The sequence below is a fragment of the Herpetosiphon llansteffanensis genome, from assembly GCF_003205875.1.
GTDB lineage: Bacteria > Chloroflexota > Chloroflexia > Chloroflexales > Herpetosiphonaceae > Herpetosiphon > Herpetosiphon llansteffanensis.
This window is the reverse complement of sequence record NZ_PUBZ01000079.1, coordinates 92,615-115,908: the sequence shown is the minus strand read 5'-3', so window position 1 is coordinate 115,908 and position 23,294 is coordinate 92,615. Positions and strand designations below refer to the sequence as shown.

Annotated in this window: 15 protein-coding genes and 1 pseudogene; 4 read left to right on the top strand and 12 right to left on the bottom strand. The window is 51.1% G+C overall.

Going from position 1 to position 23,294, the window contains the following annotated elements; all coding sequences use genetic code 11:
- Positions 1–326 precede the first annotated feature (326 nt).
- Positions 327–2,180: a maltodextrin glucosidase gene (gene malZ / locus C5S61_RS06245; RefSeq protein ID WP_110514196.1), complete on the bottom strand. Its 1,854-nt coding sequence runs from the start codon at positions 2,178–2,180 to the stop codon at positions 327–329.
- Positions 2,181–2,451: 271 nt separating this feature from the next.
- Positions 2,452–3,057, bottom strand: a complete 606-nt coding sequence (locus C5S61_RS06240; RefSeq protein WP_110514195.1) for an MBL fold metallo-hydrolase — start codon at positions 3,055–3,057, stop codon at positions 2,452–2,454.
- 129 nt (positions 3,058–3,186) lie between these two features.
- Here C5S61_RS06240 and C5S61_RS06235 point away from each other — a divergent pair, with 129 nt between their 5' ends.
- A complete protein-coding gene (locus C5S61_RS06235; protein ID WP_110514194.1) occupies positions 3,187–4,743 on the top strand; it encodes a choice-of-anchor Q domain-containing protein in 1,557 nt (518 codons plus the stop codon).
- A gap of 54 nt (positions 4,744–4,797) precedes the next feature.
- On the opposite strand, the gene C5S61_RS06230 is transcribed toward C5S61_RS06235, so the two are convergent.
- The 7 genes from C5S61_RS06230 to C5S61_RS06200 all read right to left on the bottom strand — a co-directional run bounded on the left by C5S61_RS06230 (position 4,798) and on the right by C5S61_RS06200 (position 14,860).
- Complete coding sequence (locus C5S61_RS06230) at positions 4,798–6,129, bottom strand: heme o synthase (protein ID WP_110514193.1); 1,332 nt, start codon at positions 6,127–6,129, stop codon at positions 4,798–4,800.
- 760 nt (positions 6,130–6,889) lie between these two features.
- Positions 6,890–8,260, bottom strand: coding sequence for a glycosyltransferase family protein (locus C5S61_RS06225; protein WP_110514192.1), 1,371 nt, complete (start codon positions 8,258–8,260; stop codon positions 6,890–6,892).
- Positions 8,238–10,127: an asparagine synthase (glutamine-hydrolyzing) gene (asnB, locus tag C5S61_RS06220; protein ID WP_164689255.1), complete on the bottom strand. Its 1,890-nt coding sequence runs from the start codon at positions 10,125–10,127 to the stop codon at positions 8,238–8,240. Before asnB ends, C5S61_RS06225 begins: the two co-directional genes overlap by 23 nt.
- On the bottom strand, positions 10,091–11,206 hold the full coding sequence (locus tag C5S61_RS06215) for a glycosyltransferase family 4 protein (RefSeq protein ID WP_110514190.1): 1,116 nt from the start codon (positions 11,204–11,206) through the stop codon (positions 10,091–10,093). The genes asnB and C5S61_RS06215 overlap by 37 nt, the downstream gene beginning before the upstream one ends.
- On the bottom strand, positions 11,203–12,417 hold the full coding sequence (locus tag C5S61_RS06210; RefSeq protein ID WP_164689254.1) for a glycosyltransferase: 1,215 nt from the start codon (positions 12,415–12,417) through the stop codon (positions 11,203–11,205). The genes C5S61_RS06215 and C5S61_RS06210 overlap by 4 nt, the downstream gene beginning before the upstream one ends.
- Positions 12,418–12,923: 506 nt before the next feature.
- Complete coding sequence (locus C5S61_RS06205; RefSeq protein ID WP_110514188.1) at positions 12,924–14,117, bottom strand: 30S ribosomal protein S1; 1,194 nt, start codon at positions 14,115–14,117, stop codon at positions 12,924–12,926.
- A gap of 497 nt (positions 14,118–14,614) precedes the next feature.
- Positions 14,615–14,860: a hypothetical protein gene (locus C5S61_RS06200; RefSeq protein WP_124033391.1), complete on the bottom strand. Its 246-nt coding sequence runs from the start codon at positions 14,858–14,860 to the stop codon at positions 14,615–14,617.
- A gap of 211 nt (positions 14,861–15,071) precedes the next feature.
- On the opposite strand from C5S61_RS06200, the gene C5S61_RS06195 reads away from it, so the two are divergent.
- Positions 15,072–16,613, top strand: coding sequence for an FG-GAP repeat domain-containing protein (locus C5S61_RS06195; protein ID WP_240614432.1), 1,542 nt, complete (start codon positions 15,072–15,074; stop codon positions 16,611–16,613).
- 525 nt (positions 16,614–17,138) lie between these two features.
- On the opposite strand, the gene C5S61_RS06190 is transcribed toward C5S61_RS06195, so the two are convergent.
- The 3 genes from C5S61_RS06190 to C5S61_RS06180 all read right to left on the bottom strand — a co-directional run bounded on the left by C5S61_RS06190 (position 17,139) and on the right by C5S61_RS06180 (position 21,559).
- Positions 17,139–18,266: a hypothetical protein gene (locus C5S61_RS06190; RefSeq protein WP_110514185.1), complete on the bottom strand. Its 1,128-nt coding sequence runs from the start codon at positions 18,264–18,266 to the stop codon at positions 17,139–17,141.
- Between the two features lie 577 nt (positions 18,267–18,843).
- Positions 18,844–19,974 carry a galactokinase gene (gene galK / locus C5S61_RS06185; RefSeq protein WP_110514184.1) on the bottom strand — a complete coding sequence of 377 codons (1,131 nt, stop codon included), beginning with the start codon at positions 19,972–19,974 and terminating at the stop codon, positions 18,844–18,846.
- A 193-nt stretch (positions 19,975–20,167) separates the two neighbouring features.
- A complete protein-coding gene (locus C5S61_RS06180; protein ID WP_110514201.1) occupies positions 20,168–21,559 on the bottom strand; it encodes a cystathionine beta-synthase in 1,392 nt (463 codons plus the stop codon).
- 662 nt (positions 21,560–22,221) lie between these two features.
- Here C5S61_RS06180 and C5S61_RS06175 point away from each other — a divergent pair.
- Together C5S61_RS06175 and C5S61_RS06170 are read left to right on the top strand one after the other, a co-directional pair.
- Positions 22,222–22,929: a WXG100 family type VII secretion target gene (locus tag C5S61_RS06175; RefSeq protein WP_110514183.1), complete on the top strand. Its 708-nt coding sequence runs from the start codon at positions 22,222–22,224 to the stop codon at positions 22,927–22,929.
- A pseudogene (locus C5S61_RS06170) lies at positions 22,923–23,273 on the top strand (DUF6973 domain-containing protein); the annotation flags it as partial. The gene C5S61_RS06175 and the pseudogene C5S61_RS06170, both read left to right, overlap by 7 nt.
- Positions 23,274–23,294: the final 21 nt, after the last annotated feature.

Below are 23,294 nucleotides of genomic sequence, written 5' to 3'. Positions count from 1 at the left end.
GCTGGGGATCAGGCTATGGGCATTGGGCTGGCACGAACCTAATCCCACAAATCTGTGCCAATCTGTGGCTAAAAACGTTCTTCGCGCTCTTCGTGGCCTTCGCGGTTTCCGTCCTTCGTGCGCTTCGTGTCCTTCGTGGATCAGCTTTAACGCAGGGGCGCAGAGAACGTATGGCTATCGGCTTTGGGCTTTGGGCTAACCAGAACCTAACCCTACACATCTGTGTGAATCTGTGGCAAAAAAACGTAGCTCGCGGATCAATGCTGCCCCAATCCCCAACAACCGATCCCCAATTCCCTATGTTCTATGCTCTGTGCTCTATGCTCTTACTTCATGCGCCAAATGCTTGCGCCGATGCCAGTTTGCGGCAGTTGCAACACGCCAGCCTCAATGGCAATTTCGCTTGCCTCGTCAACCTGCGCAAAAACAGTTCCATCGGCGAGGCCGGTTGCCAACATGGGAATTGATGGAATGTTGGTGGCAGCCCGCTGCGCAACAATCAGCAAACATTCATCAGCGCTGCGCCGCACGAACGCCACGCTATCGCCCTCTGCCAGCAATAATTGAAACCCGCCAATACTCAGCGCACTCGAATTGCGCCGCAAGCCAATCAAGCGCCGATAAAATCCGAGTAATTCGTGATCCCAAACTTGAGCATCCCACGGCATACAGCCACGGCAATAGGGATCGCCACCACCTTGCAGCCCAATTTCATCGCCATAATAAATGCATGGCACGCCGGGGAAGGTCATTTGCAAGGTAACTGCCACCTGATGCAAAGCCAAATTGCCGCCAACAATCGTCAGCAAGCGCGGCGTATCGTGCGAATCGAGCAGATTAAATTGTTGTAAGGCGATTTGCCATGGAATAACCGCCAAAAACGCGAGCCATTGCTCACCCAAGGCTTCGCTTGGCAATAAGGCTCGATCTTCCCACGCCAAATTCCAGACCGAGGCCATATCGAAGCCAACCAGCCATTGCAAGGTTGGAAAGGTAAAACCACGATAATTCATGCTGGCATCAAGTTCGTCGCCCTGCAAATGGTTGCTACCATCGTAGAAATGTTCGCCCAGCAAATAGGCTTCAGGGGCTTCGGCTTTGACCGCACGGCGCAAAGCGCGACCAATTTTATGCCCCAATTGGCTTGGGCCTTGGCGCGCCAACATATTTGCCACATCGATGCGCCAGCCATCAATCGCATACGGTTGGCGCAACCAATGGCGTACAATCGATTGCTCATCGCCATAAATTGCTTGGCGCAAGCCTTGGCTGGCATAATTGAGTTTGGGCAACGAACGATGGCCAAGCCACGATTCATACTCGTTGGGATGCTCGATCCACGAAAAATAATCGGCTGTTGGCATGTTGGCATCTGCTTGGGCCGCCGTAAACCAATGATGGGTATAGCCACAGTGATTGAGTACAATATCGAGCATTAATTTCATCTGGTAGCGCTGGCTGGCTTGGCGCAATTCAACCAAAGCTGCTTCGCCACCAAAATGAGCATCGATCTGCAAATAATCAGCAGTATCGTATTTGTGGTTCGATGGCGCAGTGAAAATCGGCGTAAGATACAGCGCATTGATTCCCAGCTGATCAAGATAATCAAGCTTTTGGCTAATGCCTTGTAAATCGCCGCCAAAAAACTCTACGCCACCAGTTGCTTTTTGCGGCGTTTCGCCCCATTGACGGGCGATGGCTGGCACGCCATACACGTTGTATTCGCCAGCAACCACATTATTGCTTGGCTCGCCATCACAAAAACGATCAGGAAAAATTTGGTAGAACACTGCCGAATGCACCCAGGTCGGGGCGTGATAGTCGGCCAAGAGCTTAAAATCGGTTGCATCAGTTGGCGTTGAGCGTTGTATGCCTGCCGCCGAAAGCCACCAACCGCCATGCTCGGTCATCAGCCAAAAACGATAGCCAGTACGCGGCATCGAGAGCGTAATGCTGCCCTGCCACCATTGCTCGGTTGCCGTGCGCTCGGCCCGTTGCATCAGCACAAAGGTTTGCTCGCCATCAGGGCAAAGCCGAATAAAGGCTTGGCTGATTGGCGCATCGAGCGAAGTACGCAGCCGTACAGTCACCTGCTGGCCAAGTTGATAGGGCTGGCTTGGTTGAAGATAAAGCGCCGAACCATCGTGGTACACAGCGCGCGTCCAAATTGGATAGTGCATCGGTGTTTCTCGTTACTAATGGGGATCGGTTGTTGGGGGATGGGGATCGGTTTTGCTTGATGCTCTCAATCGTATGCCAACTGTTTCAGCCCGATCCCCAACGACTAATCCCCGACCCCAACTGAAAATGATGATGGGCTTTTGGCTATAGCGATCTTAACTTTCCAACCGATCCTTGCTAGCCCAACACCAAGTTCCTTATGTTCTATGCTCTATGTTCTATGCTCTCATAATTCCCGATACCCAACAACCAACCCCCGACCCCCAGCTCTTACCACTCAGCGTCGCCGTAGAAATCGCCATGATCGCGGGCGAGGAAGGCTTCGATTTTGGGGCGAATTGAGCCTAAGCTAAATTCTGGGCCATGGCCAGCATAACAGATCAGCTGATCATCCCAGCTTAGGATGATAGTGCGCAGGGTTTGCAAGGTGGTTTGGAAATCGGCAGTCGACCATGTACGGCCAGGCCCGCCAGCGAAAATCGTATCGCCAACAATCGCAATTGGGCTATCAGCGACCAAAAAACTAACCATATCGCCAGTATGCCCAGGCGTGTAGACAGCCTTGATCGTGTGCTGGCCAACCGTCAAAAGCTGGCCATCGCTGATGCCAGCATCAAGCGGCACTGGCCGAGTTTGCGGGCCTGGATGGCCAAGCACTGGCACATTGAGGCGTTTGCGCATGCTAGCAACTTCGCCAATATGGTCGTTGTGGGTATGGGTTAGCCAAATTGCAATCGGCGTGGTGTTATTGAGCATTGCCTGTAAACGCGCAGGGTCAGCCCCGGGATCGATCAGCACACTTTCGTTGGTGTGGGGGCAAACTAAGGCATAGCTGTTCATTGGCCATGGCCCAACGGCGCGGTGTCGTAATTCCATCACAAATTTCCTCCTTGCTTCATTATAGATTTAAATTGCCCAAATGTTGGCGTTAGCGCTAAAAGCACAGCTATTTGAATAGTGCAGTATCATAAGCTGTCGAATTAATTGATTCTTAAGGAGTGTTCGATGCTGTTGTTATTTGGGCGATTTTTGTTACTTCTGAGCCTTGTGGCTGGCTTATGGCCGAGCAATTCTCAAGCCAGCAGCCCGCTCGTTGAGTGTAATTCGGCGGCGGTTAGTGCAGCAATTAGCGCTGGCGGCACCATCAATATCAATTGTAGCAGCCCAACCGTGCTTACATTTAGCAACGAACTTGTGCTTAACCAACATACCGAAATCAATGGCAATAACAACGCAATTTTTGATGGCCAGAATACGCGGCGCTTGCTGCGCAGTGCCAATCACCTCAACATTACCCTGCGCAACTTAACGATTCGCAATGGCCACACGAGCGATCAAGGCGCGGGCCTCAAAATTGGCTTTTGGAACACGCTTACGATCAGCAACCTGCGCTTTGAAAATAATCAAGCGACGAAAGATAGTGCGGCCTGCGATGGTGGCGGGGCAATCTTCATTGGTGGCGGCAGTCGGGCAACAATTGATCAGAGCGTGTTTATCAACAATCGGGCTAATAATGGCGGCGCAATTAATAGTTTGCGCACAAATTTGGTTGTTAGTAATAGCAATTTTGAGCAAAATAGCGCCATGCATACCACGGCAATTAATCAGCATGGCGATTGTGGCGGCGGTGGCGCAATCTACATCGATGGAACACGAGCGCCCGCCGATGGCGGCCCCGATGGCATTATGTTGCACAACAATAGCTATACGGGCAATACGAGTAATAATCATGGCGGCGCGATTTTTATTGGCTTGTATAGCAACGAAACCGCCACAATTGAGCGTTCGAGTTTCACCAATAATAGCGTAACCTATGCCACCTCAGCCGATTGGTCAGGCACTGGCGGCGCAATTTGGTATGGCTTTGCCGCAGCTGGCGTAAGCAACGAACGCCTCATTATCAACAATTCGACGCTCGAAGGCAACAAAGCCATTGGGCAAGGCGGCGGGTTGTGGGTCGATGCCCCTGCAACGATTCGCAATACAACCTTTTATGCCAATGATGCAACCGATCCGCGCAGTTATCCCGATGGCCAAGAATGGCGCAAGGGCAATGGCGGAGCCTTAGCAGTAAACAATAATGCAGCGGTGGATATTACTAACGCAACGTTTGCCCAGAACCATGCTGGTTTCAACGGCGGCGCAATCGTAGGCCAAACGATCACCATTCGCAATACGCTCTTTGCGCACAACTCAACCGATTGGGCCATCAAGATTATGCAACATTGCACCAACGCATTGATTGATGGCGGCAATAATATGCAATATCCGCCCAAGAATTCTAATCCTAATTTCTGGAACGAAACTAACTGTACGAGCGGCATCCGCACACCTGAGTTAAGCCTTGTAGGCCTTGCAAATAACGGTGGTGCGACCAAAACGGCAGCCTTGCCTGCTGGCAGTCCAGCGATCAATGCAGGCAATCCAGCAACCTGTATTGGGCTTGATCAGCGTGGGTATACGCGTTCTGGAACGTGTGATATTGGCGCATTTGAATATAATGGCGCTCCATTTAGCCCAAGCCACAGGGTGTATCTGCCGCTGGCTCGCAAACCCAACTAAAACTAAAAACCCGCTTGGCTTTTATCGAGCCAAGCGGGTTAATTCGATGCAGCCTTAGCCAAGCAAGGCGCGGTCGATGCCCATAGCCACAAACAAGAGCGCCAGATAGAGCAACGAATAGCGATAAAGCTTCCAAGCGGCGGCATGCGAGTGATCACGCATCATATTGGCGGCGTAATACAAGAAAATTGCGCCCAGCACCATGGCCAAGCCAAGGTACAACAAGCCAACCACCTGCAAGGAAACCAACATAAACGAAAGCGCAATCATAATGAACGAATAGAGCACAATTTGGCGACGGGTTTCGGCCTCGCCCTTGACGACTGGCAACATTGGCACGCCAGCTTTGGCATAATCTTCGCGCCGAATAATTGCCAAGGCCCAGAAGTGCGGTGGGGTCCAGTAGAAGACGATTGCAAACAGAAACACTGCGGGCAGCCACTTAATTGGGCTATCCACAAACAAGTTAATATCGGTGCCAGCAGCCCAACCAACCATTGGTGGAATTGCGCCAGCAGCGCCGCCAATCACAATATTTTGCACCGTCGTGCGCTTCAGCCACATGGTGTAAATCACCACATAGTAGAAAATGCCGCTCACTGCCAAAATCGCAGTTAACAAATTAACCGGCAAGAGCACCAAGAACGATAACACGCTGAGCGTCAGGCCAAATCCCAACACTTCCCATTGGGTCAAGCGATTATTCGGCAAGGGGCGTTTTTTGGTGCGGCTCATTACTGCATCAATATCGCGATCGTAGAACATATTGATGGCGTTGGCCCCGCCTGCGGCCAAGGTGCCACCAAGCAAGGTCAAAACCACAATATAAAATTTAGGCCACTCGCCGCCATTCGCCAAATACATGGGAATGAGGGTGGTCAGCAAGAGCAGCGAAATAATCCGAAACTTCATCAATACCCGAAAATCGGCCAATTTGCTGTTGGTTTGATTTTTGGGCGTGCTGATTTCGCTGTGATAGGCCAAATACGTAATTAAGCCAGTGACGATTGTGGTTGCCACGGCACAAGCCAAATTGGCCCAACCAACCCAATCGGCGTAGGTCGTATTGACCAAGGCAATCACGGCAATGCCCAAGGGCTGAGCCAGCCAAGTGAGCCATTGAATTGGCCGATGTTCAGCTCGCACTGAGCCGACCACCGAGATCAAACCCAACAAGCCACAGACCAACAACCAACCAAATAAGACCGGAGCCAGCGTATGCTGTGGACTCAAAACCCACCATAGGCTATTGACGGTTGTTAAAGCACTAAAAACCGCCGTCAAGGCTGCGGTCGGACGAAACGAATCGCGAGGCTTTGCAGGCAAGCGTTCACTGATTGCTGCACTGACCTCATTTTTTTGTTCAGGGGTGGCAAGAGCCGGCATAGGCCTCGGTTCCTTTGTACGCGCTAACAAACAGACCGTTCCGATTGAACAGCTGCTCGCTATGATACCATCGATTATGTTCTCTCAAAGATATAGCATAGCCAATTCGGAGTGTCAAACGATCAGGAGATTTTAGGGGTCAGGGATTGGGGATCAGGCTATGGGCTATGGGCTATGGGCATTAGGCTATAGGCTATCGAAACATTAATTCGTGGAATTCGTGGAATTCGTGGCAAAAAAATGGCTCTTGGCGATGGGCTATGTGTACTGGCTCATTGGGTTAACAACCACGCGCATGCCCTCACCCCAACCCCTCTCCCACTGGACGCAGGCGAGGGGAGCCGATCGTTTTCATCAAGGAATTGGCGGAGAACCACGCGGTGAAAGCCCCTCTCCCGTGTGTGGGAGAGGGGTTGGGGTGAGGGGATTAGACCGTGGTTAACGTGATGAACCAGTACAGCTATGGGCTATAGGGAATGAAAACAATAATCTGGGCTAATCTGTGACAATCTGTGACAATCTGTGGCTAAGAAAAGGCTTTTGGCTCTAAAATCTCAGATCATTGGAATACCCAACAAACTTCTGCTAGCCAAAAGCCCATAGCCCATCTTCGCGTTCTTCGTGTTCTTCGCGGTTTCGGTTAGGAATTCATGATCATTACCAAACAATTTTCCGCTAACCAAAAGCCTATAGCCTAGTGACTCATCTTCGCGGTTCCGGTTATTCTAGCCCTCAATCCCCGATCCCCGACCTCTCTAATCTATGTTCTTTGCTCGATGCTTGGACCATAAACAGTTCTTGCTTGGCGCTGCTCCACTCGTGCATCGCGCCAACGATACCAACAATAGCCAGCAAACAAAAAGAAGATTGGCCACAATTGCACCCGATGGCGGTAGGCTGTGCCAAAATTGCCATATTGCGGCGCGGCGGCAGCACTGCCAGCCAACAAATAGAGCCACAGCAACATCGTTTCGCGCCAACGGCTACGCCACGCCAACAGCATTCCAAGCATCGCCAAAATCCACAGCGGATACCACAGCAGCGCCGCTTCAGGAATTGTTAGCAACTGGGCAGTGCTTTTGGTCGCTTCCCACGGCCACGGACGCAGCCAAAAATTAATCAAGGCAATTGGCAAATAGCGGGCAAAGCCTAGCGGCGTAGTCGTATCAATCGTATTTTCAATTGTGCCAGTGCCTGTCGAGTTGGCCTCGCGCTTTTCGGCAATTGCACTGAGCGAAAGCCGCTCTTGCAGATAGTTGCTGCCCAAAAAGCCATAGCCACTGCCCGAAAGCACCAAGCCCAAAGCCACAATCGTCACGGCGCTGAGGCTCAAGCGGGTTAGCCAATGGCGGGTTTGCTGAAAACCAATTGTCAAGGCGATCATTAAACCAATGCCAATCGAGGTTTCGCGGCGCACGCTCATCAAAGCCCCAATCAGCACCACCAATAACGGAATTTGCCAGAGCGATGAGCGCAAACCTTGGCTAGCGACATACAAAATCCAGACCGAAAGCAGCACCACCGCGCTATCTTTGAGGTTTTGCGAAGTCCAGAGCACCAGCGAGGGCATAAGGAGCATCCAAATTGCGGCAAAACGCCCAACCCGCTGGTCGAAAAAGTGGTTGCCTAATTTGGCCGTGTAGACCGCCGCCATGCCTGCAAATAAGCCATTAGCCAATTTCACCAGCAAGGTATTTGGCTCGAACAGCCAAAAAAGCACTGCCGAAAAATAAACATAGCCTGGCGCGCCAACTGGAGTGGCCACCACCGCTTCGTAGCTGGCAAAATAATTAAGTCGCCATGCTTGGGCAATTGCCATAGCGTGCGGGCCATACGCCGCGCCATCACTCAGCGATTCAAAACTCGGCCAGAGAAACTCTAGCGCAAAACTGGCTCCCCAACGCAAGCCCATCGCTGCAAAACACAACACAAGCATGCTGCGCAACTCGTCTGGCTTACTAATCAGCCAAACCCAGCCATAAGCCAGTGCGGTTAGGCCAAGGCAAAATGCCATCCCAGCCAAATAACGTAGCGGCATTAAACCCGCCACCCCGCCTACGCCAAAGCAAAGGCAGGCAACCAACAAAGAGCTAAGCCAACGATGATCTTTAATCCACATAATTGTGTGCATCTGGCCTCATTTGGTGATGAGTTTGCAGCCATAGTTCTAAACTGAGAAATGTCCAGAGTTGATGTCCTGCGTTGATTGTACCAGCCCAATGGGCTTTACACAGCTGTTCAAGCTTGGGCTTGGCCAGCCATTGCTGAAGTTTACTCGTATCAGCCAGCAAATAATCGTGCAGCATAGGCTTGAGTTGTTGGCGAAACCAAGCATCAAGCGGCACGCCAAAGCCATGTTTGGGCCGCTCAAGAATTATTTTGGGCAAGCGCTCAGCGTAGGCTTGGCGCAACAGCCATTTGCCGCGCCCGCCGCGCCAAAGCAGATGAGCTGGCAATTGCAAAGCCCATTCAACCAAGTGCTGATCTAAAAATGGCGAGCGTACTTCCAAGCCATAGGCCATGCTCATGCGATCGGCCTTCACCAATAGATCATCGGGCAAATAGCTACCAAGGTTATAACACAACAACTGCGCCAATGGATCGCTAATGCCAGCTGTGGCTTGGCGATAACGTTCGGCGGCGCTTGGTTGAAGTTCGGCTACCCCCCAAGCAGCCAATTCTTCTGGCGTAAAGGCCATCAGCCAGCGCGGAAAGCCTTGGGCCAATGGCAATTTTATTTTTGCCAACACCCGTTTGATGCGGGCCAAACGCTGGTTGGCTTTCGTTTCGGGCAGCGCAGCGATTGTTTGTTCAAGCAGGCGGCGTAGCGGCTGGGGCAATTGGTGGTAGCGCTGCGTCCAGAGGCCAGCGCCAAAACGCTCGTAACCTGCAAACACCTCGTCACCTCCATCGCCCGATAAGGCCACCGTGCAATGTTCGCGGGTCATTTGGCTCAGCAAGGCCATAGGCAAGGCCGACGAATCAAGAAATGGCTCATCGTAATGCTTCAGCAAATGCGGCAATTCAGCAATTGCATCAGGCTCGACCATAAAGCAATGATGCTTGGTCCCAAGCTGTTTGGCAACCAACTCAGCATAGGCGCTTTCGTCGTACCAACCGCCGCCAGCAAAGCCAATGCTGAAGGTTTGCAATTGCTGGCCGAGCAATGCTTGCGCTTCGGCCACAACGATACTCGAATCTAAGCCGCCACTCAGAAACGCGCCCAATGGCACATCGCTGATGAGGCGTTTTTCAACGGCGGCCCTAACCAACTGGCGCGTTTGTGCAATCGCAGCTTTCGCTGAAATCCTGAGCCGTGGTTGTTGGGCAAATTGGCGCGCCTGCCACCAAGGCCATTCGCGAATGCTGCCAGCTTGCCAAACTAAGGCATGGCCAGGCGCAAGTTGCTGAATCTGAGCATACCATGTCGCCGGATTCGGCACATAGCCATAGGTTAAATAGGCCGAGAGCGCTTGTGGATTCAGGCTGCGCTCAAGCTCAGGATACGCCAACAGTGCTTTGATTTCCGAGCCAAACACCAAGCCATTGCTGGTTTGGCTGTAGTAGAGCGGTTTTTTGCCCAAGCGATCGCGGGCCAGCCACAAACGCTGACTTGGCGCATGCCAAGCTGCAAAGGCAAACATGCCTTCAAGTCGTGGCAAGGCCTGTTCACCCCATTCGATCAAGGCCGCAAGCAAGACTTCAGTATCGCTGTTGGTGCGAAATTGCTGCCCAAGCGCGTGCAGTTGCTGGCGCAAAGCCCGAAAATTATAAATTTCGCCATTGAACACCAATTGCCAAGCGCCATCAGGGCTGCTCAATGGCTGATCGCCAGTCGCCAAATCGATAATTGCTAAGCGCCGATGACCAAGTTGGCAGGTCGTTGTTTGCCAGCTGCCAGCGCCATCCGGCCCGCGATGAACTAATTGTTGATTCATTGCCTGAACCGTGTTTGGCTCGATTAAGCTTGTGCTGACGATGCCGCAGATTCCACACATAAACATTCCTTGAGTGTTGCCACAATGTTGGTTTGATAGCGTTGCACGCTGTATTCGGCCTCGATTTTTTGGCGTGCTGCCTGACCCATTCGCTGGCGCAATTGAGTATTTTCGAGCAAACGGGCCAAATATTCAGCCCATTCCGCAGCGTTGTTGGCCAAAAATCCGGTCTGACCATGCTCGATAATGTGTTGATTGACCCCAACCGCGCTGCACACGCTGGGAATTGCTGCTGCGCCATATTGAATTGCTTTGAGGCCACATTTGCCTTCAGCCCATAAATCTGCTTCAATTGGGTACAAACCAAGGTCAATTTGCTGAAAATCGTGCCATTCGCGCGCTTGCTGCCAATCGAGGTTCAGGCATTCAACGCCTGCAATTTCGAACGGTTGCGCCGCCCCAACCACCAGCAAACGAAAGCGATAGCGCTCTGCAAGCTGGCTCAATACTGGTCGCAGCTGCTCCAAATAACGAGCGGTCGAGTGGCTACCAATCCAGCCAAGCGTACAAATTTGGGAATTTGGCGCAGGTCGTGGCTGAGACTGTTGGCAATCAACCACGGTGGGTATGATATGCACATGCTGATTGAAACGGCGGGCATAATCGGCCAAATAGCTATTGCCAGCCCAAACCATGCGGCTCAAACGCAGTAATTGATCGGTTTTGTTGGTTGGGCGCGCCAAACGGCTCAGCCAGCCATTGATGCTGCGTTTGGGGTCGGTTGGCAGAAAAATTGCATCATCAAAATCGAAAATAACCGGCACGCGCCGACTAAACCAACGTTCAATTATTGGAGCGCCAATTAATGCCGCCTCGCGTTGCACAATCACTGCTGCTGGCTGGCGTGGCAATTTGGCCAGCCATTGAACCAACGAGCCAAGCATAGCCGCAATTTTCTGGGGGTAACGTTTGGGTTGATAGAGCAAGCGTTGCAGCCGTGGCGTGGCGAATGGCAGATAGCGCAATTGAATGCCTGCGGCGGCGAGCGCTGGTGCATAGGGCATAATTCGATAGCGCACACTGGCAGTCAGCATTGGTTGATAGGCTGTCAGGCAGAGCACAGTGTGCGCTTGGTTCATCGTTCTAACTCACGATAACAGGCGGCATAACGTTCGATTGCGCGCGCCAAATCAAACTCACTGGCGGCCACATCGCGGCAGCGTTGGGCAAGATCAGGCTGTTGGCGCAGGGCTTGGTAGCTTTGCCACGCCGCTTGATAAGCTGCGCGATTAAAATCAGCAATCTCAATCGCCACGCCTTGGTCAAATAATTGCTCGCTATCGCCAATCCCAGCATTGCTAAAAATCGGCAAGCCACAAGCCAAATATTCGCCAAATTTGGTTGGCGACGAGGCAATTTTGGCATAGCTCGGCGTAATTAACGAGATGGCAACATCGGCGATGCTCAGCCATTGCGCCACATCGTTGCTCGCCACACTGCGGATTGTATAAGATTCTGCGGGCACATTCAAATCGTGTAAGGCTGTAATCAACGGTTGCGGATCTTGGTTGGAAAGTACCAGCCAGCGCAAATCTGGCTCGCTTTGCAGCCATGTGGCAAAACATTCGGCCAGATCAGCGCTACGATAGCCGCCACCAAGCGAGCCACTATAAACCACAATCTGCTTTGTTTGCCAGCCCAATTCCTGGCGAATCCGCGTGCGCGCTTGTTCGTCGCGTTGCCAGCGTTGCAAATTGGCGGAGCATGGAATAACTGTAGTTTTCTCGGCAATCTGTGAATTCTGGCTATGCTCGACCAAATAGCGCAAACTTTGCTTGGTCAAGGTCACCAGCTGTTCAGATTGGTTGAGGCCAGTTTGTTCGAGCTTTTTGAGCAAGCGATAGAGCAAACCAGTGCGTGGCATGCCCAAATCGGCCCGTTCATCGGCCCAAAAGCCACGCAAATCGAAGAGCAAGGGCAGCTTAAACCAGCGTTTGAGCAACAACCCTAGCGTCAGCGGCACGGTCGAGCGAATGTGCAAGGCTTGAATTTGGTGGCGTTGCACAGCGACGGTTGCCTTCCACAGCCCAAGGATTAAATCATACAAGGTTGCGGGCAAGGTTGGCCGTTGATGATAGCGCAATGGCAGCCACACAAAATTATGGCGTTGCAAACGCTCAATCAAAGCTTGGCGGCGTGCAACGTCGGCCCAACGCGCAGCTTTTTCAAACGAGAGGATCACAAATTGATGGCCGTGTTGCGCAGCCAAGCCCTCTAAATAAGGCAAAATCTGCGTTTGGCCCAGTGGGTCGAGCAAGCCATCGTAGGTTATGTAGAGTGTTTTGAGCATAGAATTTGGTTGTTGGGGATTGGTTGTTGGGGATCGGGAATTATGAGAGCATAGAACATAGAACATAGCTGTATTGGTACATCAGATTAACCCCGTTTTGATCCCCTCACCCCAACCCCTCTCCCGTGGCGCGGGCGAGGGGCTTTAAATTCATTGTTCTGCCGCAATTCCTTGGTGAAAAATGCATGCTCCCCCTCGCCCGCGTTCAGTGGGAGAGGGGGTTGGGGGGTGAGGGCATGCTCCTTGTTGTCAATCCAATATACCAATACACATAGAAGAACATAGAGCATGTTTTGCCACAGATTGGCACAGATTAGCTCAGATTATTATTTCCATAATTCATAACCCATAGCCAAAAGCCACGAATTGCCCGAATTTCCCAAATAATGTTCCGATAGCCCATAGCCCATAGCCCATAGCCTATTTCCCGATCCCCGATCCCCAGTTAAAAAACAACGAGCCGTGCCAAAACGACACAGCCCGTGGTCCAAAATCGTCAAGCGATCTTATGCGCCGACTTCTTCTTCGCTGGTTGCCTCGGTAGCAGCAACTTCGGCAACTTCAGCTACAGGAGCTGCGGCTGCTTCAGCGGCTTCACCTTCGCCATCGACGCGGCGCAAGCTCAAGCCAAGGCGTTGGCGTTGGCGATCAAGGCTGATCACCTTCACTTGCACTTGTTGGCCTTGTTGCAATGAGTCTGGCGATTGGCCGTTTTCGGTCAATTCTGAAGCGTGGATCAAACCTTCAACGCCTTCTTCAACGCGCACAAACACGCCGAAAGGAGCGATGTTGGTTACTTCACCAACGATCAATTGGCCGAGATCGTAGCGTTGATCGATGGTTGCCCATGGATCTGGCTGCAAACGGCGCAAGCTCAAGCCAATGCGTTCGCGATCGCGATCGACTTCCAAGACATAGACTTGGACTTCTTGGCCTGGTTGCAAGACTTCGCGTGGGTGGTTGACGCGTTGCCATGAAAGCTCTGAAATGTGAGCCAAACCATCAGCGCCGCCCAAATCGATGAAAGCACCGAATGGGGTGAGTTGGTTGACCCGACCAGTGACGACTGCGCCTGGCTCGAGGGTTTCGAGCAAGCGTTCCTTTTGCGATTGTCGCCAGCGTTGCATAGCGGCACGCTCTGAAAGTACCAAGCGATTGCGATCGCGATCAACTTCGATAACTTTCAAAGGAATATTTTGGCCAACCATCTTGGTCATAGCGCTTTGTTGGCCTTCGGTACCAGTGCGGCTGTGCAAGTTGACAACTTGTGAGGCTGGTACGAAACCGCGCACACGACCAACTTGAACCAACAAACCGCCCTTGTTGAAACCAACAACGCCAGCTTCGATGATCTGACCATTTTCGAGCATCGTTTGAGCTTCTTGCCAATCGCGCTCGACCTGCACCATGTTGAGTGAAAGAACCAGTTCGCCTTCTTTTGATTCTGGTTCCATCACGTACACTTGCAGTGTGTCACCGTTCTTGATGCCACTAACCATTTCTGGTGGCAAGCGCCGCAGATCTTGGTTAGGGATAACGCCCTCGTGCTTTGCGCCAATGTCAACCAAGATTTGGCTGTCTTCGACGCGCATAACGATACCTTCACGCAGTTGACCGCGTTCTGGGCGTTGATAATCGTACTCAGCAAGCAGTGTCGTCCAATCTTGAACGGCATCCATGCTTTCGGTGTCCACTGTCATCGGGTCTCCAATTAGTTTTGATGGGTCTGCGAGCAAGCTCACAGGGTTAGGCCAATGCGACCAAGTTAAGTTTCGGAGAGCTTCATTCGGGGGGCGTTGCGTAGAAATGAGGATTTACGTGCTGCCACACCAAAGTTGCATCTATAGTCAACGCCAAACAGCGAGGTCGCCCGCTGACTGTTCAGCTGAAAAAATGGCGTTAAAAAAGCGCATCACGTGATCGTGCTTTGCGCGAAATGCATCTTTGTTTGACGGTGATTTTGGGGAAACACGAAACGCTGTGTTCTCCTTCGCTGGTTATCAGCACAACCACGACTCACAGAGACGTAAGGCTACGATCAACGAAATTTAATGGTTTTTACGCGCTTGCAATTATACGTAGGTTAGCAGCGAATGTCAAATCTTAATTCATCCTTCGGGCTAGCCATTTAATCCTAATTCGAGCTAGTTCTAGCCCAAAAGGGTACGTCCAGCAAACTGTGCTGGACGTAGAAGGGCTAAAGCGCTGGTTCGGCGCTCGCGACAGCAATCGGCTCAGCTTCTAAAACAGCGCTTTCACGCGCTTGTTGAATTTCTTCGGTCCATTGGGCAGCATACAGCTCGGTATAGCCGCAAGCGCTACACACCTGGGCCGAAAGCGGGCGATGGCCGCTCGCCAAGGTGCCAAGCACCATAATTTCAACCCCATCTGAGGTCACCAAAGCCGAGGTGGTCATTGCATTTGTGCATTTTGGGCAGTGCATAAAGCCTCCTTGGTTATCCTAAGTTTGGGTATAGCAGAAGCAATGCCGTGAATTCAATCATTAATTATTAAAAATTCGCAGCTTATGTTAATCAAAATTCATAAGTTTGGGCCTTATTTATGCTACACTCCATAGTATATCCACAACTCCAGCTAGCAGAGACAGTGTTGTTTCCCATTGTTCCCCATCATCTCACCATAGGAGGTAAGGAGTGTTGTATCGACGCTTAGGGATGTTGTTCTGTGTGTTGTTAATTGGTTTATTGATTCAGCCAGTTCAGGCTCAATCAACTGTGCCCTATCAAGCAGGGTTCCCCGATTCCGAGCCATATGGCAGTTTCTTCGCCTCACCCAGCGTTGTCGATTTGAATAATGATGGCAATTTAGAGGTCTTGACCGCCGATAGCACCGGTTGTATTTGGGGCTGGGATCATTTGGGCAAGGAGCTAGCAGGCTTTCCATGGAAAACTGGCACGGTCTGCGATAACGATCCGCGCATCAATAGCTCACTGGCAATTGGCGATATTGATAACGATGGCAAGCTCGAAGTGGTAGCCGGAACCAGAGGCAGCGCCGCAACCGCTGGCAAACGCGGCAAAGTATTTGTCTTTGATTATCAAGGCAAAATTCGCAGCGGCTGGCCACGTGAAATGGCGTGGGCCAACATCACCAATGGCAACGAGCCAGAATTTATGAGCGTGACAATTGCCAATATTGTAGGCGATTCGCGCATGGAAGTAATTGGCATTACCACGAATGAAGCTGGGAGCGATACCAATTATGCGCCCAATTTGTATGCTTGGTCGCATAATGGCGCAACCGTAACGGGATTTCCTACTTCGTCACACAAAGGCTCCGGCGCATTTGGCCAAGTTAGCGCTGCCGATATTAATAACGATGGCTTCGCCGAAATTTTGATGGGCCGCGATGAGCTGTATTTTTATGCCTACAACGGCAAAGGCCAATTGCTGAGTGGCTGGCCCATCCAAACCTACCTCGACGAAGCTAAACGCACATGGGGCAAAGATAAATATATCGAATATACTCGCGTCGCCCCAGCAATCGGCGACTTAGATAACGATGGCAAGCCAGAGATCGTCTTTGCGGGCAAGGTACGCGACCCACTCAGCAACCATGAACAAACCTCAAGCGCCTTGTTGGTGGTTGGCGCTGATGGCAAACGCAAAACAGGCTGGTTGGTTGGCAAAAGCGTCGGCAAGCCGCTCAAGGCCAATTATTTCACGCCCAATAATCCTGTGGCCTTGGCCGATTTTGAAAACGATGGCAAATTGGAGATTGTCGTGACCTACGACGATGGCACAATTCGCGCCTACAAGCACGATGGAAGCCAATTGTGGTCGTTTAATTACACCAGTGGCAAAAAACTGTATGCCAGCGAAGTGGCAATTGGCGATGTAACAGGCGATGGCAAGGTCGATATTGTTTTTGGAACCTATAGCTTCGATACCACCGCCAATACCTATGTGCGCTTGTATGCGCTCAACACTAGCGGCGTAAACCAAGCGCCATACCCGCTGAAATTTACCTACGAGCCAAATAGCACCAATTTCAAAGGTATTTCTGCTGGCCCAACCTTGGCTGATTTAGATCGCGATGGCACGACTGAGATTTTGGCCCATAGCAAGGGCGGCGTGTTATACGTCTGGGATACGCCTGCGCCCTATCGGCTGGATCGGATGCCATGGCCAACCGCGCGCCAAAATAATTATCGCAATGGCAAATATACCCGCTAAAATATTCTTGTTCCCTCACCCTAGCCCCTCGCCCAGCCACTGGGAGAGGGGCCTTAACCGCGTGGTTCTATCGCAATACTTGGTACAAATAAGCGGTTCCCCTCGCCTCGCTTGCAGGAGAGATGGCTTGCAAGGACTGGATTTAAGATCCCCTCACCCCAACCCCTCTCCCACGCGGCGGGCGAGGGGCTTTTGGTCTCGTGGTTTTGCCATGATAAATTGGAAAATCAAAGGCTCCCCCTCGCCCAACCACTGGGCGAGGGGGCTAGGGGGTGAGGAAACGCTCCACAGCCGACCAATCGCTCAAAACCTACCCTTATAAGCTCACCCAACCCCTCTCCCACGCGGCGGGCGAGGGGCTTTTGGTCTCGTGGTTTTGCCATGATAAATTGGAAAATCAAAGGCTCCCCCTCGCCCAACCACTGGGCGAGGGGCTTTAACCGCGTGGTTCTATCGCAATACTTGGTAAAAATAAGCGGTTCCCCCTCGCCTCGCTTGCGGGAGAGGGGGCTAGGGAACCATAGGTTAAATCGAGCCAGTTGGTTCTTTGGCTAATTGACGGCGTTTAGTGCCAAAGCGCGGCATGTTGAAACACAGCGGCAACGGTCGTTCGCCAGTCCACGGCGCTGGCGGGGCGGTCACCAATTTGGCCAATTCGATCAACACCTGATCATAATTAACGCGCCAGCCAGCAAAATCGCGCCATGCTTGGTCGCGGTCGGGCTTGAGCGGCACGCCAATCTCAGCCAATTCAGCACAGGCAGCATCAAACTCGGCGCGGGTGATGCTAATTGGATCATCGGCATGTGGCGTGGCGTTGTAGGGAATCATGTATAAATCGGCGATGCGCCGCAGCGCCAAATAACCGGCCCGAATGCACAAATCGGCATCAGGCTGACGCGGAATATCGAGCGTTGAAACCGCCAATGCCGCTGCATCCAACACCGCCGCCGAAGCGGTGATCCACGAGCGATAAGGCTGGGGCGAGCGGAAAAATGCCAAGGCTGCAAAGGTCGTGTGGCTCTCCTCTAACTCGGCAAACCAAAGTTCCCAAGCAGCCCACTGCTCATGCATACGCTCCAAATTATGAATCCGTTGATAGCGCTGAATCATAGTAATTGCCGATGGTGGCGTGCCAGCCCGCACTTCGAGCAAAGTTACAGCTTCTTCGCGCTTGGAAAACGCTCCATACATCGTCGGCAAATAGGCAATTAACAAAGCGACGATGCCCAAGCCGACGGTTGCCGCCAAAAAAGCCAAAATCGTTTCAATCGTCGAATCGACCGGCGCAAAGCCCAAGGTCAACATCGAAGAGCCACTGAGCAAAAAAGCCTTGCTCCATGGATGTTCGCCAACCGCCCAAAACATACAGGTAAAGCCCGTAATCGCCAACACCATCCAAACCACAGGAATAATCAACAAGGCGACTGGCGCATAAAACGCCAGCACTCGATCAGCCTGCTCGTAGTTGCTAATCCGGCGCAAACGCAGCAGAAAGCAGCCATAAACCAGCCGAAAGGTGGTGCGCGTCAACCACACATTATCGCCGCGTGGCAACACAACCATGCGAATTGCGCTAAATAGCGTGAAGGCCACAATTACCAACCCGATCAAAAATACCCCAAGATTGATTAATCCCTCGATCATTGTCATAGCACCCTCGACGCTTGCCGATACTTGGGGATATTGTATACCTTGAAAGAACAGAGAGCATAGGAGATGGGGATCGGTTGCTGGGGGTTGGGGATTGGGAGTTGAAGAAAAGCCATTTAACCACGAAGGATTAATGGCTATCGGCTATAGGTGTAATGGTTCATTGGATTGGCAATCATGGTCCCTCACCCCCCAACCCCCTCTCCCACTGAACGCGGGCGAGGGGGAGCCGACCATGGTGTATCACACATCGTGACAGAACCGCACGATTAAAGCCCCTCGCCCGCGCATGGGAGAGGGGTTGGGGTGAGGGGATCAGGCGGTGATTAACGTGATGTACCATTACATATAGGCTATTGGCGATTGGACAATTAATCTACGTAATCTGTACCAATCTGTGGCTAAAAAACGATACAACTGAAGGCTATCGGCTATGAGAACAGCATCCAACGAATCTGTGTAATCTGTGGCTAAAAAACGATGTTATTGCTATTCCACCCAATGTCCGATAGCCCATAGCCTCTCTTCGCTGCGTCTCTGGATTAAAATTTAATGTTCCAACCCTGAGTCCTATGCCCTATGCTCTATGTTCTTCAACGGTTAACGCCGAAGCTTTGGTGCTAAATGCTTCGCATGTGCGGCCAGTCGCAGCCTGATAGGCTGGGCCTAAGGAGGCAATCACCGCATCAACCTGCCACGCTTCGACTAAGGCCACGCAGCAACCACCAAACCCAGCCCCAGTGAGCCGCGCGCCCCAAACGCCGGGCATTGCGCGCAATAACGAGGTCAGCTGATCAAGCTCTGGGCCGCTGACCTCGTAATCATCACGCAAACTCCAATGCGATTCGTTCATCAACGCGCCAACAGAGCCAAAATCGCCAGCCCGAAACGCAGTAGCAGCCTGATGCACGCGCTCGTTTTCGCTGACAACGTGGCGGGCACGCCGATAAATTACATCATTAAATAGATTTTGGGCGGCAGCTTGAGCCAGCAAATCGCTGCTCACATCGCGCAAATCTTGAATGCTTGGATCAAGTTGTTGCAAAATTGCCACTGCTTGCTCGCATTCAGTGCGGCGTTGATTGTAGGCCGAGCCAGCCAAGGTGCGTGGCACGTTGCTATCAATCACCAAAACCGCAACTTCAGCTGGAATCGGCACAGCCTCGATGTCCAACGAGCGACAATCGATCAACGTGGCGTGGCCAGCAACGCCTGCGGCAATCGAGAGCTGATCCATAATGCCACAATTGACGTGGGCGTACTCAATCTCAGCGCGCTGGGCAATTTTGGCCAATTCGGTTGGGGCAATCGTGATGCCTTGGGCGTGCAAAAGACTAAATGCCAAGCCAACTTCGAGCGATGCAGATGAGCTTAGCCCGCCACTCAAGGGCAAATCGCCATCGATGCTAATCTCAGCGCCTTGTAATTGATAGCCAGCATCGAGCAACGCTTGGGCCGTGCCACGCACATAATCGCGCCAATCGCCATGGGTTCCGGCGGCCAAATTGGCCAAATCGGCCTGATCATGGGCATTGAAACGCAAGGCATGCACAATTAATTGCTGATCGGCGCGCGGTTGCACTTGAAAGGTCGTGCCACGCTCCAGCGCCAGCGGCATCACAAAGCCCGCATTGTAATCGGTATGTTCGCCAATTAAATTAACCCGCCCAGGCGAACGAACAAAAAAGCCAGCGTTAACCTCGGTCATAACCAAAAGCTCCAAATATCTATTGATGAGTACGTTAGCTGGCCAAGGAGCAATGCCTATTTATGGGGAGTACAGCAGAGGATTAATTCAGAATCAGCACCCAAACTTAAATCTGGGTGCTGATCGCGAATGCCTGATGATATGAGCCAAAGCTGATCTTGCAAGCCAACGCACGAAAGCGATCGGCTAGATCTTATGCCTTATTAGCTAAATAATCAATCATGTCAATTTTGGTGATAATCCCGCGCACAACCTCGGATTCATCGACCACAACCGCGACTTGACCACGGCTAAATACTTCGGTCAAGGCATCGATGCTGGTATCTGGCCCAACGGTTGCCACAGCGCTGCTAACAATATCGCTAATCTGGTGATCCATTTGACCAGCGCCCGAAAGCAGGTAATCCAACAAATCGACTTCGGTGATCAAGCCAACCAAGGTGCCATCGTCGCGCACCACTGGCATTTGCGAAATATCGTTGGCCTTCATATCTTGGATAACTTGAGCAACCGTGTGAGTTGCTTTGGATGAAATGACCGAGCGAGGCCGAATATCGAGCAATTGGCTAATTGGTTCGCTTTCCAAGAAGCCGTTTTCGCGCATCCAGTCGTCGGAGAAGATTTTGCTAATGTAGCGCACGCCAGAATCGGGCAGCAAAATCACAGCGGTTTTGCTTTCATCCCAGTTTTGGGTACGCAACCAGCGCATTGCGCCTGCAACTGCCATGCCACACGAACCACCAACAAACAAGCCTTCTTCGCGCACCATGCGGCGGGTCATCACGAACGATTCTTTATCGCCAACCTGCACCACATCATCAACATATTGGAAGTGCATGGTCGTTGGCAAGAAATCTTCGCCGACACCTTCGACTTTATAGCCAAAGGCTGGGCCAAGCTGGCCAGTGCGGAAATAGTCGGTATACAACGAGCCAACCGGATCGATACCAACAACTTGAATATTGGGATTTTGCTCTTTCAAGAATTTGGCTGTGCCGCTAATCGTGCCGCCCGTGCCCATGCCAGCAATAAAGGCATCGATTTTGCCAGCGGTCTGCCGCCAAATTTCGGGGCCAGTTGAACGATAATGCGCATCGGGATTGGCTTGGTTCCAATATTGACCAGCCAAAATCGCGTTGGGCGTTTCTTCGGCCAAGCGCTTAGAAACCGAGTAATACGAGCGTGGATCATCTGGCTCGACGGCGGTCGGCGTAATGACGACCTTCGCGCCTAAAGCACGCAAATAACGAATTTTTTCGTCACTCATTTTGTCGGGCATCACAAAAATGGTTTTGTAGCCACGAATTGCCGCAGCGATTGCCAAGCCCGCGCCGGTATTGCCACTGGTTGGTTCGACAATCGTACCACCTGGCTTGAGGCGGCCTGAGCGCTCGGCATCTTCGATCATGGCAATCCCAATGCGGTCTTTAACCGAACCACCAGGATTCATGTATTCGACTTTGGCCAAGACTTGGGCGCGAACGCCACGATTGACGCGATTCAACCGAACCAACGGAGTGTTGCCGATTGCGTCCAAAATGGAGTCGTGAATTTGCGGCATCGCCATTGTTGCCGTCTCTGTCATTGGGTGCTCCTGCGGTGATTGATCAGTCATGCTTCTATCCTAATCGTAAAAATTCATTGCTGCAAGCAAAACGCTTCGCCTCATGGTAGCACAAACCAAGTATGAAGGAAGAATTATGAGGGATGAAGGTTAGAGCATAGAACATAGAACATAGAGCATAGAACATAAGGCCGTTACTGGGGAATGAGATACGTCATCCACGAAGGGTTGTAACAGCAAAGATCGCGAAGATCGCAAAGGCTAAGTTTTTTAGCCACAGATTGGCACAGATTACGCAGATTAAATTCTCACGAGCCGATAGCCCAAAGCCAACAGCCATACATGCTCTGCGTTAAGTGTCGATACCCAATGACACGAACAGTTTTCTAGCCACCGATTGACACCGATTACACAGATTGATGTTCCAATAACCAATAGCCTATAGCCTCACTCCTGACCTTTTCTAGCTTTTGGCTTCTGATTTTTGCTTTTTGACTTTTCGTTCATCCCTCATCTTTATTTTTATCACAATTACTTACATCTCAAATCAATAAAATGATACTCATAAAATAATCCCAACAATGAAATACAGTATTGACAATAGAGCTTCATGCGCATAATATTTGGTTATATTATCTTGGTATGTAGGTATTTCATTAATTATACTAAGAAGGAGCTAACTTATGGGTAGTGCAGAAATCATCAAAATCGATTATGAATCCATAACAAATGTTAGCAGTCGTCTCGAAAAATTGCGTGATACAATAGCTCAACTGAAATCCTCGTTGCAAAATCAATCACAACAACTACAATCAACATGGCAAGGGGCGGCAGCCGTAGCATTTTTCCAAGAAATGGAAACAGTGATCTTCCCGACATTTGATCGATTGAGTCAGTTATTGAATACCTCGAGTAGTGTAAGTAGCCAAATTGCTAAAACGTTTCGCGAAGCAGAAGAAGAAGCCGCAAGGCTTTTCAATGGTTCAGGATCAGGAGTTTCTACTGAAAAAAGTCAGCCATCCAAGCAAAGTTCCAGTTCTAGTTCAACTCCTGAAGAACCGCCACCACCGCCACCGCCCAATCGAGCAGAAGAAATCAATCGCCAATTCGAAGAATTCAAGCGGAATCGACCTGAACGTTCTCCAACGATTGAGTATTTTCCTTCAGGGTTATCGGGGGTTATCGCAAAGCTGTTAGATAAAAAACCACGCAACATAACCCAACGCGAGGCCGACTTAATTGATGCATTGCAACCTTGGGAAAAAGCTACTTTTGAAGGGATTAAGGATGAAGCTTTTAGTCAAGAAGCTAAATACTTTAATACTCCTGGCAAAATAATAACGATGGTCCAGCAGATGCCTTTCGACATGCCCTATGGTCAGCACGTTTAGCTCAAGAATATGGCGCAGATTGGGCTACTGATTATACGAATGCACATGAGGAAATTGATGGAAATCCAGCCGCCCGCGAATTTATGGATCGAACTAATAATGCTTTAGGTATTCGAATTGCTCAAGAAAACCCCAATGCCTCGCCTGAAGAATTAGCTGATAAGATTTTTACGGCAATTCAAAATGGTGAAGGGGTTTACATTGTTGGTGCAAACGATCATCATAGTCAGTCGATTGAACGCCAAAACCTGATCGAAAATGGTCGCCTGGCTCCAACCAATGAAGATCTCAGCCCAAATGATAACCTGCCTGCTAATGCACCAGCAAAGGACTCTGAAAGTTAATGATACAACGTCAACATATCA

Excerpts from the sequence above, each read along its gene's own strand:
- malZ (WP_110514196.1), bottom strand. The coding sequence starts at position 2,180 with ATGCACTATCCAATTTGGACGCGCGCTGTGTACCACGATGGTTCGGCG.
- C5S61_RS06240 (WP_110514195.1), bottom strand. The coding sequence starts at position 3,057 with ATGGAATTACGACACCGCGCCGTTGGGCCATGGCCAATGAACAGCTAT.
- C5S61_RS06235 (WP_110514194.1), top strand. The coding sequence starts at position 3,187 with ATGCTGTTGTTATTTGGGCGATTTTTGTTACTTCTGAGCCTTGTGGCT.
- C5S61_RS06230 (WP_110514193.1), bottom strand. The coding sequence starts at position 6,129 with ATGCCGGCTCTTGCCACCCCTGAACAAAAAAATGAGGTCAGTGCAGCA.
- C5S61_RS06225 (WP_110514192.1), bottom strand. The coding sequence starts at position 8,260 with ATGCACACAATTATGTGGATTAAAGATCATCGTTGGCTTAGCTCTTTG.
- asnB (WP_164689255.1), bottom strand. The coding sequence starts at position 10,127 with ATGTGTGGAATCTGCGGCATCGTCAGCACAAGCTTAATCGAGCCAAAC.
- C5S61_RS06215 (WP_110514190.1), bottom strand. The coding sequence starts at position 11,206 with ATGAACCAAGCGCACACTGTGCTCTGCCTGACAGCCTATCAACCAATG.
- C5S61_RS06210 (WP_164689254.1), bottom strand. The coding sequence starts at position 12,417 with ATGCTCAAAACACTCTACATAACCTACGATGGCTTGCTCGACCCACTG.
- C5S61_RS06205 (WP_110514188.1), bottom strand. The coding sequence starts at position 14,117 with ATGACAGTGGACACCGAAAGCATGGATGCCGTTCAAGATTGGACGACA.
- C5S61_RS06200 (WP_124033391.1), bottom strand. The coding sequence starts at position 14,860 with ATGCACTGCCCAAAATGCACAAATGCAATGACCACCTCGGCTTTGGTG.
- C5S61_RS06190 (WP_110514185.1), bottom strand. The coding sequence starts at position 18,266 with ATGACAATGATCGAGGGATTAATCAATCTTGGGGTATTTTTGATCGGG.
- galK (WP_110514184.1), bottom strand. The coding sequence starts at position 19,974 with ATGACCGAGGTTAACGCTGGCTTTTTTGTTCGTTCGCCTGGGCGGGTT.
- C5S61_RS06180 (WP_110514201.1), bottom strand. The coding sequence starts at position 21,559 with ATGACAGAGACGGCAACAATGGCGATGCCGCAAATTCACGACTCCATT.
- C5S61_RS06175 (WP_110514183.1), top strand. The coding sequence starts at position 22,222 with ATGGGTAGTGCAGAAATCATCAAAATCGATTATGAATCCATAACAAAT.